Origin of the sequence: Glycomyces sp. YM15 (assembly GCF_016918015.1) — a bacterium.
In the GTDB taxonomy this organism is placed as follows: domain Bacteria; phylum Actinomycetota; class Actinomycetes; order Mycobacteriales; family Micromonosporaceae; genus Glycomyces.
The window spans coordinates 77,112-90,554 of record NZ_JAERMK010000002.1 but is presented as its reverse complement, the minus strand read 5'-3'; the positions used below and the strand labels follow the sequence as shown (position 1 = coordinate 90,554).

The window sequence follows — 13,443 nt, the reverse complement described above, 5'->3', positions numbered from 1 at the left end:
TTCCCCTCTAGGCCTTCAGCAGGTTGGCGTCGTCGACGGAGGCGGAGCGCCGGGACCGGTAGATCGCCATGATGATCGCCAGGCCCACCACGACCTCGGCGGCGGCCACGGCCATCACGAAGAACGCCATCACCTGCCCGTCGATGCTGCCGTTGGTGCGGGAGAAGGTGACCAGGGTCAGGTTCCCGGCGTTGAGCATCAGCTCCACGCACATGAACACGACGATCGAGTTGCGCCGCACCAGGACGCCGACCGCGCCGATCGTGAACAGCGCGGCGGCCAGGATCAGGTAGTACTCGGGGCTCATCACTCCCGCCCTTCGGTGTGCTTCGGGGCCGACTCGGCGGCCGTGAGCTGGCGCGGCGGCACGTAGGCCGAGAGCGACGCCGGCTCGATCGAACCGTCCGGCCGCAGCGCGGGCGTCGCGGTCGAGTCCGAGGTCGCGAACACGCCGGGTCCGGGCTTGGGGCCCGGGTAGACGCCGGAGGCGAACCGCTCGCGGCTGTGCTCCTTCTGCCCGCGGTGGCCGCCCTTCTTGGCGACGTGCGCGAACATGAGGGCGCCGACCGCGGCCACGGTGAGCACGCCCGAGACGACCTCGAACGGGAACAGATAGGTCGTGAAGAGCGCCTCGGCGATCGCCTCGACGTTCGACTGGGCGCCAGTGGCCCAGCGCGGGTCGGCGGCGATCGTCATGCCGGAGACCGCGCGGGCGAGCCCTGAGGCCAGGAGCGCCGCCAGGCCGATGCCGAGGCACACGGCGAGGAGGCGCTGCCCGCGCAGCGTCTCGAACATCGAGTCCTTCGAGTCGCGCCCGAACAGCATGAGCACGAACAGGAAGAGCATCATGATCGCGCCCGTGTAGACCATGATCTGCACGAACCCGAGGAACGGGGCGGCCTGCATGATGTAGAAGACCGCCAGGCACATCATGGTGATCGCGAGCATCAGCGCCGCGTGGATCGCCGAGCGGGCCAGGACGAGGCCCATGGCTCCGCCGAGCGCGATCGGCGCGAGGATCCAGAAGAAGACCGATTCGCCCGCAGAGGCGTTCTGGGCGACGGTCTGCGCGAGGTCGATCACTGCACGCCTCCGTTCTTCTGCGAGAGCATCTCCGTGAGCGAGAACTCCGCGCCCTCGCTCGCACCCGGATTGGTCGGGCCCGAGGCGTAGTACGCCTTCTCGCTGTCGCCCAGGCGCATCGGGTGCGGCGGCTGCTCCATGCCCTCGATGAGCGGGGCGAGCAGCTCCTCCTTGGTGAAGATGAGGTCGCGGCGGTCGTCGCGGGCCAGCTCGTACTCGTTGCTCATGGTGAGCGAGCGGGTCGGGCAGGCCTCGATGCACAGGCCGCAGAAGATGCAGCGCGCGTAGTTGATCTGGTAGGTCTTGGCGTACCGCTCGCCGGGCGAGAACCGCTCGGCCTCGGTGTTCTCCGCGCCTTCGACGTAGATCGCGTCGGCCGGGCAGGCCCAGGCGCACAGCTCGCAGCCGATGCACTTCTCGAGCCCGTCCGGGTGGCGGTTGAGCACGTGCCGGCCGTGGAACCGCGGTTGGAGCTTCGAGGGCTCCTCCGGGTAGTCCACGGTGACCTTCGGTTTGAACATGTGCGAGAAGGTGACGCCGAAGCCTTTTGCGAAACCGGACATTACTCCTCCTCTCCCTTGTCGGTGGGGCGCGAGCCGTTGATGGGACCCCTTGGCGAAGCTTGCGAGTCAAGCATCTGTGGAGCACTGGTGTTGGCGGGTTCGAGTTCCTTGAGGGCCCTCGGGTTCGGGGGGACCGCGAGGTCCATCGGCGGGACGGGGAAGCCGCCCAGGCCGGTGTCCGGCTCGGCCGGCTCTTCGTACTGCTTGCGGTTGGGCCAGAAGAAGATCAGGGCCATGACCACGATCGCCGCACCGCCCGCGAAGGCGATCCGGGTCGGCAGCTCGTTCTCGGTGTCGAGGCCGATGTTCATGGCCGCCAGGACCATGAGCCACACGAGCGAGACCGGGACGAGGACCTTCCAGCCCAGGCGCATGAACTGGTCGTAGCGCAGGCGCGGCAGCGTGCCGCGCAGCCACACGTAGAAGAACAGGAACGCCAGGACCTTGCCGAAGAACCAGACGAGCGGCATGAAGCCCTCGTTCGCGCCCGGCCACCACGAGCTCGGGAACGGCGCGGCCCAACCGCCCAGGAAGAGCGTCACGCACAGGGCCGACATCGTGACCATGTTGACGTACTCGGCCAGGAAGAACGACGCGTACTTCAGGCTCGAGTACTCGGTCGCGAAGCCCGCCACCAGCTCCGACTCCGCTTCCGGAAGGTCGAAGGGGGCGCGGTTCGTCTCGCCGACCATCGAGATCACGAAGATCACGAAGCTCGGCGCGAGGATGATGAGGTACCAGCCCGGCAGCGTGATCTCCGCGCCGCCGAAGTTCAGCGGCAGGCCCTGCGCCTGCGCCTCGACGATCGCGCCGGTGGACATCAGCTGCGACTGGAAGAACACCGTCAGGACCGCGAGGCCCAGCGCGATCTCGTACGAGATCACCTGTGCCGCGGCGCGAAGCGCGCCCAGCAGCGAATAGGTGGAGCCGGAGGACCAGCCCGCGAGCACGATGCCGTAGACGCCGACCGCCGAGCACGCCAGGATCAGCAGCACGCTCACTTCGAAGTCGGTGAGCTGCAGCTCCGTCTCGATCCCGAAGACGTTCACCTCGGGCCCGAAGGGGATCACCGCGAACGCCGTGAACGCGCAGGCCACCGCGATGACCGGGGCCGCGATGAACACGACCCTGTCGGCCGTCCGCGGCATCACGTCCTCTTTGAACGCGAGCTTCAGGCCGTCCGCGAGCGACTGCAGCAGACCGAAGGGCCCGTTGCGGTTCGGCCCCGGCCGCACCTGCATGATCGCCACCACGCGCCGCTCGAACCAGATGGTGAAGAGCACCAGCAGCACGAGCACCACGAAGACGAGCACGCCCTTGACGAGCATGAGCCAGATCGGATCGTTCATCACTTGACCGCCTCCACGGCTTCTCCTGCTGCTGCAGGGCGAGGGACGTTCGGGTAGGCGCGGATCGTGACCACATCGCCCGAACCGGCGCCGAGGTGGCGGAAGATCCCGCGACCAGGCGCGTTCTGCGGCAGCCAGACCACGCCCTCGGGCATGTCGGTGACCTTGAGCGGCAAGGTGATCCCGCCGATCGCGGTCGCCACGGTGACGCCGTTGCCCTCGCTCGCGCCGATCAGTTTCGCGGTGGCGGCGCTCAAGCGCACCACCGGGTCGGGCGCGCATCCGGCGAGATGCGGGTTGTTCTCCTGGAGGGAGCCGCCGTCGAGCAGCTGGCGCCAGGTCGCGAGGACCGCTTTGCCGTCCCCCTTCGGCGACGCTTGCGAGCTGTCGACCCGCGCCGGGGCGTGCGCGGGCTTGTCGGCGGTCCAGTCCGGCGCGGGCTGGCGCGTGAGCGGGTCCGGGAGTCCGGCGAGTTCCGCACGCACCGTGTGGGTCTCGGCCGTCCCGAGCTCGACGCCCAGCGCGGCCGCGAGCGTGTCGAGCACCGCGTGGTCCGACATGAGATCGGTGGGGATCACCGTGTCGAAGGTCCGCAGGCGCCCTTCCCAGTCGAAGTACGCGCCGGGCTTGCCGGTCACCGGCGCGACCGGCAGGATCACGTCGGCCACGCGGGTGACCGCCGAGTGCCGGAGCTCCAGCGAGACCACGAAGCGGGCCGCGTACAGCGCCGCCTCGACGGCGGGCGCGTCCGCGAAGTCGTACGGGTCGACGCCGCCCACCAGGAGCGCGTCGATCTCGCCGTCCGCCGCCGCTTGCAGGATGTCCCAGGCGCCGCGGCCGTCGCCGTCGGGGAGCGCTGCGACGCCCCAGTACTCGGCGAGCTGCTCGCGGTCGGCCGCATACGAGGCCAGGCCGCCGCCGGGCAGCAGCCCGGGGAGGCAACCGGACTCGACCGCGCCGCGGTCGCCCGCGCGCCGGGGAATCCAGGCGAGGCGCGCGCCCGTGGACTTGGCCAGGCGGACCGCCGCCGAGAACGCGCCCTCCACAGTGGCGAGACGCTCGCCGAGGAGGATGACCGCGCCGTCCTCGCCCAGAGCGTCGCGCACGAAACCGCCGCGGCTCCAGCCGTCGAGGAGTTGGGCCTCTTCGCCGGGCAGGGCCTCGATGAGGTTCCCGTTGAGCTTGGCGGTGCCGCGGGTCGCGAACGGCGCGACCACGTGCACGCGCTGCCCGTGCTGGCGGACCGCCTTGCGCAGGCGCAGGAACACGATCGGGCATTCCTCTTCGACCTCGAGGCCCACCGTGACGACCACGGGGGCCTTCTCCAGGTCCTCGTAGGTGACCGCGCCGCTCGACGGGTAGACCCCGGCGACGGCGTGCGCCAGGAACTCGGACTCCTCAGTGGAGTGCGGACGGGAGCGGAAGTCGATGTCGTTGGTGCCGAGGGCGACCCGCGCGAACTTCGCGTACGCGTAGGAGTCCTCGACGGTGAGCCGCCCGCCCGGCAGGACGCCGACCCGGCCGGCCGCCTCCTTGAGCCCGGCCGCCGCGCGGCGCAGGGCCTCGGGCCAGGACGCCTCGCGCAGCGACCCGTCCTCGTCGCGGACCAGCGGCTTCGTGATGCGGTCGGCGGCCTCGATGTAGGAGGAGCCCCAGCGGCCCTTGTCGCAGTTCCACTCCTCGTTCACCGCCGGGTCCTCGCCCGCGAGGCGGCGCAGGACCTTGCCGCGGCGGTGGTCCGAGCGCTGCGCGCACCCGGCCGAGCAGTGCTCGCACACGCTCGGGCTCGACACGAGGTCGAAAGGCCTTGAGCGGAAGCGGTACTGCGTGCCGGTGAGCGCGCCGACCGGGCAGATCTGGACGGTGTTGCCCGAGAAGTAGGACTCGAACGGCTCGTCCTCGTAGACGCCGACCTGCTCGAGCGCGGAGCGCTCCATCAGCTCGATGAACGGGTCGCCGGCGATCTCGTCGGAGAAGCGGGTGCAGCGCGCGCAGAGCACGCAGCGCTCGCGGTCGAGCAGCACCTGGGAGGAGATCGGCAGCGCCTTCTTGTACGTGCGCTTGTCGGCCGCTTCCATGCGGGTCTCGGTGCGGCCGGTGCTCATGGCCTGGTTCTGGAGCGGGCATTCGCCGCCCTTGTCGCAGACGGGGCAGTCCAGGGGGTGGTTGATCAGGAGGAACTCCATGATCCCCTCCTGGGCCTCCTTGGCGACCTCGCTGGTGTGCTGGGTCTTGACGACCATGCCCTCCATGGCGGTGGTCGTGCAGGAGGCGGCGGGCTTGGGCATCCCGCGGCCGTTGCCCATGTCGGGGACGTCCACGAGGCACTGGCGGCAGGCCCCGGCGGGCTTGAGCAGCGGGTGGTCGCAGAACCGGGGGATCTCGATGCCGAGCTGCTCGGCGGCCCGGATGATCAAGGTGCCCTTGGGGACCGTGACTTCGACGCCGTCGATGGTGAACGTGACTTGATCGGTCATGTCAGTGCGCTCCGATCTTTGCAGCGTCGAAGGGTGCGGGCTTGTGCCCCTCGATGTAGTCGAGGTAGTCCTGGCGGAAGTACTTCAGCGAGGACGTGACGCACGAGGTCGCGCCGTCGCCGAGGCCGCAGAAGGAGCGGCCGAGGAGGTTCTTGCACGCGCTCTCGAGGAGTTTCAGGTCGCCGAGGGAGCCCTGGCCGGTGAGGATGCGCTCGTAGACGCGCACCATCCAGTAGTTGCCCTCGCGGCACGGCGTGCACTTGCCGCAGGATTCGTGGGCGTAGAACTTGATCCAGCGCCAGCAGGAGATCACCGGGCAGTCCTGGTCGGAGAAGATCATGACCGCGGTGGTGCCGAGGATCGAGCCGGCCTTCGCGACGTTGTCGAAGTCGAGCGGCACGTCGATCGAGTCGGCCGAGAGCATCGGGGTGGAGGAGCCGCCGGGCGTGAAGAACTTCAGCTCGTGGCCCTCCTCCATGCCTCCGGCGAGTTCGATGAGCTCGCGGAGCGTGGTGCCCATCGAGCACTCGTACTGGCCGGGGCGCTTGACGCGGCCGGACAGCGAGTAGATCATCGTGCCCGCGGCGTTCTCGGAGCCCAGGTCCTTCCACCACTGGGCGCCGCCGAGCACGATGTGCGGGACGGCGGCGATGGAGCCGACATTGTTGATGCAGGTGGGCTTGTCGTAGAGGCCGTGCGTCGCGGGGAAGGGCGGGCGCAGCCGGGGCTGGCCCCGCTTGCCCTCGAGGGAGTCGAGGAGGGCGGTCTCCTCGCCGCAGATGTAAGCGCCTGCGCCGGAGTGGATCACGACTTCGAGGTCGAAGCCGGAGCCGAGGATGTCCTTGCCGAGGTACCCGGCCTCCTTCGCTTCGCGCACGGCGTTGCGGAGGCGGCGGGCGGCGTGGACGGCCTCGCCCCGGACGTAGACGAACGCCCGGCTGGCCTTGATGGCGTAGGAGGCGATGACGATGCCCTCGATGAGCGAGTGCGGGTCGTTCATCATGAGCGGCAGGTCCTTGCAGGTGCCCGGCTCGCCTTCGTCGGCGTTGACGACCAGGTAGTGATCCTGGCCGTCGTCGGGCACGAACTGCCACTTCATGCCGACGGGGAACCCGGCGCCGCCGCGCCCCCGGTGGCCGGACTCCTTCATGAAGGCGATCAGGTCGCCTTCGGCGTACTTGAGGGCCTTGCGAAGCGCCTTGTAGCCGTCGAGCTGCTCGTAGACCTCGAGCTTCCACGCGCCCGGGGACATCCAGCGCTTGGTGACGACGGGCTTGAGCTTGTTGAGGGCGTCCTCGCGGGGCCGCCTGGGACCGGGCACGGTAACGCTCACTTCGCTTCCTCGGGTTCTTTGGCCAGCAGGGGCGCGGTGGGGTCGAAGGTCGGGGCGGTGATGCCCGCTTCGGCCGCGAGGCGGGCCCCGGCGAGCGTGGGGTCGCCCTGGGCGTTGCCTTCGAGCCCGGCGGTGCGCTCCTCGTCGAACCCGGCCAGTTGCACCGAGATCTCACGCAGTGTGCACAGTGGAGCGCCTCGGTCGGGGATCGGGCGGCGCCCCTCCTTGAGCTCGCGCACGAGATCGAGGGACTTCGCCTCGTCCATGTCGTCGAAGAACTCGTAGTTGACGGTGACGACGGGCGCGTAGTCGCACGCGGCGAGGCACTCGGCGTGCTCCAGCGTGATCTTGCCGTCCACAGTGGTCTCGTCGTGGCCGACGTCGAGTTCGTCGCTGAGCGCGTCGAAGACCTTCTGTCCGCCCTTGGCCTGGCAGAGGGTGTTGGTGCACACCGAGACCAGCCAGTCGCCGGCCGGTTCGCGCTTGTACATCGTGTAGAAGGTCGAGACCGCCTGCACCTGCGCCTTGGTGAGGTTCAGGACCTCGGCGCAGAAGGCGATGCCGTCGTCCGAGACGTAGCCGTCGTGCGACTGCACCAGGTGGAGCAGCGGCAGGAGCGCCGAGCGCTCGCGGCCCTCGGGGTAGCGGACGAGGATGGCCTCGGCCTGCTCGCGGATCTTCTCCGGGTAGTTCACCTGTCGCAACCTCCCATGACCGGGTCGAGCGAGGCCCCGCCCGCGATGACGTCCGCGAGCAGGCCGCCTTCGGCGAGCGCGGGGATCGACTGCAGGTTGATGAAGGAGGGCTCTCGCATGTGGACGCGGAACGGCCTCGTGCCGCCGTCGGAGACGGCGTGGATGCCGAGTTCGCCGCGTGGGGCCTCAATGGCGGTGTACACCTGCCCGGCCGGGACCCGGAAGCCCTCGGTGACGAGCTTGAAGTGGTGGATCAGCGCCTCCATCGACTGGCTCATGATGTGCCGGATGTGGTTGAGGCTGTTGCCCATGCCGTCCGCGCCGAGGGCGAGCTGGGCGGGCCAGGCGATCTTCTTGTCCTCGACCATGACCGGGCCGGGCTCGAGCTTGTCGAGGCCCTGGCTGATGATCTTGAGGCTCTCGCGGATCTCATCGAGTCGCACCACGTAGCGGGCCCAGGCGTCGGCGCCGTTGTGGGTCGGGACCTCGAAGTCGTACTCCTCGTAGCCGCAGTACGGCATGGTCTTGCGCAGGTCCCAGGCGAGGCCGGCGGAGCGGAGCACGGGCCCGGTGACGCCGAGGGCGAGGCAGCCGGAGACGTCGAGGTAGGCGACGCCCTGGGTGCGCTCCTGCCAGATGGCGTTGCCGGTGAGGAGGCCCTCGTAGTCGTCGAGGCCCTGGGGCATGTAGTCGACGAACTCGCGGATCATCTTGATGCCCTCGCGCGGGAGGTCCTGGGCGACGCCGCCGGGGCGCACGTACGCCATGTTCATGCGCAGGCCGCAGACGGCCTCGAAGATGTCGAGGATCTTCTCGCGGTCGCGGAAGCCGTAGATCATCATCGAGAGCGCGCCCAGCTCCATGCCCGTGGTCGCGAGGGCGACCAGGTGGGAGCTGATGCGGTTGAGCTCCATCATGATCACGCGGATCACGTCGGCGCGCCTGGGCACGGTGATGCCGAGCAGCTTCTCGACGGCGAGGCAGTACGCGGTCTCGTTGAAGATCGGCGCGAGGTAGTCGGCGCGGGTGACGAAGGTCGTCCCCTGTGTCCAGTTGCGGTACTCGAGGTTCTTCTCGATGCCGGTGTGGAGGTAGCCGACGATGGGGCGCACCGAGCGGACGGTCTCGCCTTCGAGCTCGCAGACCAGGCGGAGCACGCCGTGCGTGGACGGGTGCTGCGGGCCGAGGTTGACGATGAGGCGCTCTTCGCTGACCGGGTCGACCGAGGCGACGAGTTCGTCCCAGTCTCCGCCGGTGACGGTGTAGACGCGGCCTTCGGTCGTGTCGCGTTCGGCGGCATAGGCGTCGGCGGCATTCTCAGTGGCGGTCACTTGTACGCCCTCCTCTCGTCGGGCGGCGGGATGTGCGCGCCCTTGTATTCGACGGCGATGCCTCCGAGCGGGTAGTCCTTCCGCTGCGGGAAGCCCTCCCAGTCGTCGGGCATGAGGATGCGGGTGAGGTGCGGGTGGCCCTCGAAGACGACGCCGAACATGTCGTACGTCTCCCGCTCCTGCCAGTCGGCGGTCGGGTACACCTCGGTCACCGACTGGACGGTCGGGTGCTCGAGGCCCACGGCCGTTTCGAGCCGCACGCGGCGCCGGTAGGTCATCGAGGTCAGGTGGTAGGTCACGTGGAGCCGGTTGCGCTGGTCCGGGTAGTCCACACCGGACACCGAGTTGCAGAGCTCGAAGCGCAGGCTCTCGTCGTCGCGCATCGTCTTGCAGACGTCGGCGACGCGGTCGGGAGCGATGTGGATGGTGAGCTCGCCGCGGTCGACGACCACCGCGCGGGTGATCTCGTCGCCGTGGGCCTCGCGCAGGGCCGCCACGACCTCGTCGAAGTAGCCGCCGAGCGGTTCGGGGGTGGAGACGATCTCCCCCGCGGTCGGCGCGGCCTGCACGAGGCCGCCGAAACCGGAGGTGTCGCCGGAGTCGGTGACGCCGAACAATCCCTTGCGCTGCATGCCGACGGGCTGCACGTCGTCGGGGCCGGAGGCGCCGGTCCCGGTCGGATCGGTGCTCATCGCTTCGCCACCGCCTTCCGGATGCGCAGCTGCTCTTCGGTCCCGGCTTCCACGGCCTCGGCCCACTCCTTCTTGCGCTGCTTGTCGAAACGGTAGGAGGAGGGCATCGCGCCGGGTTTGACAACGGGCTCGGGGAGGTCGGCGAGGGCCTGGCGGCGCTTGTCGCCCAGCGGTTCGTGCTGGACCTTCTCGTGGAGCTTGAGGATCGCGTCGAGCAGCATCTCCGGGCGCGGGGGGCAGCCGGGGAGGTACATGTCGACGGGCACGACGTGGTCGACGCCCTGCACGATCGCGTAGTTGTTGAACATGCCGCCGGAGGTGGCGCACACGCCCATCGAGAGGACCCACTTCGGTTCGGGCATCTGGTCGTATATCTGGCGCAGGACGGGGGCCATCTTCTGGCTCACGCGTCCGGCCACGATCATCAGGTCCGCCTGGCGCGGGGAGGCGCGGAAGACCTCCATGCCGAAGCGGCCCGTGTCGTAGCGGGCGGCACCGGTGGCCATCATCTCGATGGCGCAGCAGGCGAGCCCGAACGTGGCAGGCCACATCGAGGCCTTGCGGGTCCAGTTCACCAGTGCCTCAACAGAGGTGAGGATGATGCCCTGCGGGAGTTTTTCTTCTACACCCATTTCGGAACCTCAGTCCCAGTCCAGTCCGCCGCGACGCCATTCATAGGCGTACGCGACGAACAGCGCGGCGATGAACATGAGGACGGCCCAGAATCCGAAGATCCCGAGGACGTCGTGGTGGACCGCCCACGGCACGAGGAAGATGATCTCGATGTCGAAGACGATGAACAGCATCGCGGTGAGGTAGAACTTCACCGGGAACTTCGTGGGCCCCGAGGACGTGGGGGCCGGCTCGATGCCGCATTCGTAAGGGTCGTACTTGGCGCGGTTCCTGCGATGGGGGCCCGTAATGCGTGAGGCGACCACCGAGACGATGCCGAACCCTGCGCCGATCGCGAACATGATGACAACGGGCACATAGACTTCCACGTTCTCAGACCCTTCTTTCGGCGAAGCTTGCGAGCCGAACGTCGGCTCGGGCGGCGAGGCTTGCGAGCCGGACTTGCGAACTGCCCAGGCCGGGCGTGACGATCCGCATCCCGTTGACGATCCGGTCGGCGGTGTCGCGCCCGGGCCGGTCGGTGAGGTTCGCCAGCAGTTTCAGCACGACGCGCATGAGCGCGGGACGTTTCAGGCCGTGCTCGGTGCACAGCTTCATGACGGCGGGCTTGCCGATGAGATGCGAGAAGATGCCGCCCATGCGGTAGTAGGAGCCCCAGAGCTCGTCCATCTTGTCGGCGTAGGTACGCAGGACGGCTTCGCGGCGCGGCACGGAGCGGGCCTTGAACGCTTCGGCGACGACGGATGCGGCGACTTCACCGGCTTCGACGGCGTAGGCGATGCCCTCGCCGTTGAAGGGGTTGACCATGCCGCCGGAGTCGCCGACGAGCATGAGGCCGCGGCTGTAGTGCGGGGTCCGGTTGAAGCCCATGGGAAGCGCCGCGCCGCGGACCGGGCCGTCGGCGTTCGCCTCATCGGCGAGGCCCCACTCCTCGGGAGTGTTGGCGAGCCAATCGCGAAGCAGCGCACGGTAATCGGTCTTGCCATAGCCCTCGGAGGAGTTCAGCACCCCGAGTCCGACGTTGACGCGGCCGTCGCCGAGGCCGAAGATCCAGCCGTAGCCGGGTTGCAGCACGTCGGGCTCGGCGGCCGTGCGCAGCGCCAGCCAGGACTCGAGGTAGTCGTCGTCGTGCTTGGCCTCGGACTTGTAGTACTGGCGTACCGCGACGCCCATGGGGCGCTTCTCGTTCCGCTTGAGGCCCAAGGCGAGTGCGAGGCGGCCGGAGACGCCGTCGGCGGCGATCACGAGCGGCGCGCGATAGGCGACCTGCTCGCCGTCCTGCACCGCGGTGACCCCGCAGACGCGCCCGGCGAGGTCGAAGACCGGCGCGGTGACCTTGACGCCGCACCGGAGCTCGGCTCCGGCGGCGACGGCGCGGTCGGCGAGGATCTGGTCGAAGTCGAGGCGGGTGCGGGCGAGGCCGTAGTTCGGGAAGTCCTGGAGCGTGGGCCAGTCCAGTTCGATGGCGATGTCGTCGGCGACGACGCGGAGGCCGCGGTTGCGGATCCATCCGGCGGATTCGGAGGTGTCGACGCCCATCTTGAGCAGCTGCGCGACGGCTCGGGGCGTGAGGCCGTCGCCGCAGACCTTCTCGCGGGGGAAGCGGGTCTTCTCCAGCAGCAGTACGTCGAGCCCCCGGGAGGCCAGGTGGTAGGCCGCGGCCGAACCACCAGGTCCCGCGCCGACGACGATGACGTCGGCCTCCGGGGTTGCGTGAGTGGTCACGGGCGTCCTCTCAGGCGAACGGGGCGGTGATCCTTTTAACGACCATCCGGCTTGTGAAGCTCTTCACAAGCGTTTGCCGCAAGTCTAGAACTCCGATAACTGCGCCCTGTCACTTAGGTCCGCCTAAGTTGTCATTATTCGAGGTCACGATGCATACAGGCGTGCTTGAACCAGAGTTGCACGAGCGATGGGAGCGCCTCAGGTGACGCGCACTCGGCAAGTGATAAAGCCGACAGTCGAATACCCTTGCACCACAGGACACCCCGAAACACTCTCGTAACACGCGCCGAGGGCGCAATCGCCGCAAGGCAGATCGATCAGCGGGGCAACGTGGCCAGCGACACATCGTTCAAATTTGAAACTTCTCCGAGGGGCCCGTATGGTCGATGGGTAATTCAAATCTGAACTACTTAAGCTCGCTCTCTTGGAAGAGGTAGGAACATGTCCGAGCCTGTCAAGGTCACCGTGGCCTTCTACTCCGCCACCGGCAACGTCACCGGCCTGGCCCGCGCCATCGCCGCTGCCGCTGAGAAGACCGGCGCCGAAGTGCGCCTGCGCCGCGTGGCCGAACTGGCCCCGCAGGCCGCGATCGACTCGAACCCGGCCTGGGCCGAGAACGTCAAGAACATCGCCGACATCCCCGAGGTCACCCCGGACGACGTCGAATGGGCCGACGCGGTCTTCCTCGGCTCCCCCACCCGCTTCGGCAACGTGGCCTCGCAGCTGAAGCAGTTCATCGACACCCTCGGGGGCCTCTGGTTCCAGGGCAAGCTGGCCGGCAAGGTCTACTCCGGCTTCGCCGCCGCCTCGGGCAAGCACGGCGGCAACGAGTCCACGCTGCTCGCGCTGTACAACTCGTTCCACCACTTCGGCGGCATCGTCGTGGCCCCCGGCTACGCCAACGAGACGCTGTTCGCCAACGCCTCGCCTTACGGTGTCTCCCACTGGAACGGCGCCGACATCGACGACACCACCCTCGCCGCTGCGGCCGCCCAGGCCGAGCGCGTCGTCGCGACCGCGGCCGCTCTCAAGGCCGGCCGCGCCGCGCTCGCCTCCTAACACCGCACCTCGCCGCATACCTCGCGCGCCCGCTCGGTCCTCCTATGGCATAAGGAGACCGGGCGGGCGTTCGTCGTCGTCAATCGGGGTTGGTCTTTGGTCGGGGTTCAAGCAGTCAGCGACGAAGAGGTGAGTGGTGGAGCGGGGTCAGGTGGCGGGTGTGAGGTTGGGTGGTGGACGGGGTGGACGGGGTGGACGGGGTGGGCGGGGTGGGCGGGTGACACGCCCGAGAGCGGGGTGCGAAGGCGCGGTTCGGTTGCGGCCCAGTCGGTTTGGTGGGGGAACGTGAGGATGTTCTCCACTTGTGGGTGATGACAGTCGGGGGCTGCATGGGGGATACTTGAGGTACGTACAGGGACAGGAAACTTGTACAGGTGTCGGGGTAGGTGTAAGCAGACTACGACAAGCCTCTGGCCGATCCGACAAACCGACTTGTTTCGAGGCGACGACCCCGCAAGCCAGGGTGCTCCTCCACTGGAGGCGTCCGATCTCACCCCCGTGCC

General features: G+C 68.7%; 11 protein-coding genes and 2 pseudogenes. 1 reads left to right on the top strand and 12 read right to left on the bottom strand.

Going from position 1 to position 13,443, the window contains the following annotated elements; genetic code table 11:
* Positions 1-7 precede the first annotated feature (7 nt).
* The 12 genes and pseudogenes from nuoK to JHY01_RS02955 form a co-directional block, all read right to left on the bottom strand.
* Positions 8-307 carry an NADH-quinone oxidoreductase subunit NuoK gene (nuoK, locus tag JHY01_RS03010; RefSeq protein ID WP_205324127.1) on the bottom strand — a complete coding sequence of 100 codons (300 nt, stop codon included), beginning with the start codon at positions 305-307 and terminating at the stop codon, positions 8-10.
* Positions 307-1,083, bottom strand: a complete 777-nt coding sequence (locus JHY01_RS03005) for an NADH-quinone oxidoreductase subunit J (RefSeq protein WP_205324126.1) — start codon at positions 1,081-1,083, stop codon at positions 307-309. Before JHY01_RS03005 ends, nuoK begins: the two co-directional genes overlap by 1 nt.
* Positions 1,080-1,646: an NADH-quinone oxidoreductase subunit NuoI gene (nuoI, locus tag JHY01_RS03000; protein WP_205324125.1), complete on the bottom strand. Its 567-nt coding sequence runs from the start codon at positions 1,644-1,646 to the stop codon at positions 1,080-1,082. Before nuoI ends, JHY01_RS03005 begins: the two co-directional genes overlap by 4 nt.
* A complete protein-coding gene (nuoH, locus tag JHY01_RS02995; RefSeq protein WP_205324124.1) occupies positions 1,646-2,995 on the bottom strand; it encodes an NADH-quinone oxidoreductase subunit NuoH in 1,350 nt (449 codons plus the stop codon). Before nuoH ends, nuoI begins: the two co-directional genes overlap by 1 nt.
* Positions 2,995-5,472, bottom strand: a complete 2,478-nt coding sequence (locus JHY01_RS02990) for an NADH-quinone oxidoreductase subunit G (RefSeq protein ID WP_205324123.1) — start codon at positions 5,470-5,472, stop codon at positions 2,995-2,997. The genes nuoH and JHY01_RS02990 overlap by 1 nt, the downstream gene beginning before the upstream one ends.
* Before the next feature lies 1 nt (position 5,473).
* Positions 5,474-6,724, bottom strand: a complete 1,251-nt coding sequence (gene nuoF / locus JHY01_RS02985) for an NADH-quinone oxidoreductase subunit NuoF (protein ID WP_205324364.1) — start codon at positions 6,722-6,724, stop codon at positions 5,474-5,476.
* A gap of 98 nt (positions 6,725-6,822) precedes the next feature.
* Positions 6,823-7,500 (bottom strand): annotated as a pseudogene (gene nuoE, locus JHY01_RS02980) (NADH-quinone oxidoreductase subunit NuoE); the annotation flags it as partial.
* Positions 7,497-8,831, bottom strand: a complete 1,335-nt coding sequence (locus tag JHY01_RS02975; protein WP_205324121.1) for an NADH-quinone oxidoreductase subunit D — start codon at positions 8,829-8,831, stop codon at positions 7,497-7,499. The pseudogene nuoE and the gene JHY01_RS02975, both read right to left, overlap by 4 nt.
* The gene (locus JHY01_RS02970; RefSeq protein ID WP_205324120.1) at positions 8,828-9,523 is read right to left on the bottom strand and encodes an NADH-quinone oxidoreductase subunit C; all 696 of its coding nucleotides are present in this window, start codon (positions 9,521-9,523) and stop codon (positions 8,828-8,830) included. Before JHY01_RS02970 ends, JHY01_RS02975 begins: the two co-directional genes overlap by 4 nt.
* On the bottom strand, positions 9,520-10,155 hold the full coding sequence (locus tag JHY01_RS02965) for an NADH-quinone oxidoreductase subunit B family protein (RefSeq protein WP_205324119.1): 636 nt from the start codon (positions 10,153-10,155) through the stop codon (positions 9,520-9,522). The genes JHY01_RS02970 and JHY01_RS02965 overlap by 4 nt, the downstream gene beginning before the upstream one ends.
* 9 nt (positions 10,156-10,164) lie before the next feature.
* On the bottom strand, positions 10,165-10,524 hold the full coding sequence (locus JHY01_RS02960; RefSeq protein ID WP_205324118.1) for an NADH-quinone oxidoreductase subunit A: 360 nt from the start codon (positions 10,522-10,524) through the stop codon (positions 10,165-10,167).
* Between the two features lie 85 nt (positions 10,525-10,609).
* Positions 10,610-11,881: pseudogene (locus JHY01_RS02955) on the bottom strand (geranylgeranyl reductase family protein); the annotation flags it as partial.
* Between the two features lie 441 nt (positions 11,882-12,322).
* On the opposite strand from JHY01_RS02955, the gene wrbA reads away from it, so the two are divergent.
* On the top strand, positions 12,323-12,940 hold the full coding sequence (gene wrbA, locus JHY01_RS02950) for an NAD(P)H:quinone oxidoreductase (protein ID WP_205324116.1): 618 nt from the start codon (positions 12,323-12,325) through the stop codon (positions 12,938-12,940).
* The last annotated feature ends 503 nt before the right edge of the window (positions 12,941-13,443 follow it).

Coding starts and splice junctions, on each gene's coding strand:
- nuoK (WP_205324127.1), bottom strand. CDS start 307: ATGAGCCCCGAGTACTACCTGATCCTGGCCGCCGCGCTGTTCACGATC.
- nuoI (WP_205324125.1), bottom strand. CDS start 1,646: ATGTCCGGTTTCGCAAAAGGCTTCGGCGTCACCTTCTCGCACATGTTC.
- nuoH (WP_205324124.1), bottom strand. CDS start 2,995: ATGAACGATCCGATCTGGCTCATGCTCGTCAAGGGCGTGCTCGTCTTC.
- JHY01_RS02990 (WP_205324123.1), bottom strand. CDS start 5,472: ATGACCGATCAAGTCACGTTCACCATCGACGGCGTCGAAGTCACGGTC.
- nuoF (WP_205324364.1), bottom strand. CDS start 6,724: ATGTCCCCGGGCGCGTGGAAGCTCGAGGTCTACGAGCAGCTCGACGGC.
- JHY01_RS02970 (WP_205324120.1), bottom strand. CDS start 9,523: ATGAGCACCGATCCGACCGGGACCGGCGCCTCCGGCCCCGACGACGTG.
- JHY01_RS02965 (WP_205324119.1), bottom strand. CDS start 10,155: ATGGGTGTAGAAGAAAAACTCCCGCAGGGCATCATCCTCACCTCTGTT.
- wrbA (WP_205324116.1), top strand. CDS start 12,323: ATGTCCGAGCCTGTCAAGGTCACCGTGGCCTTCTACTCCGCCACCGGC.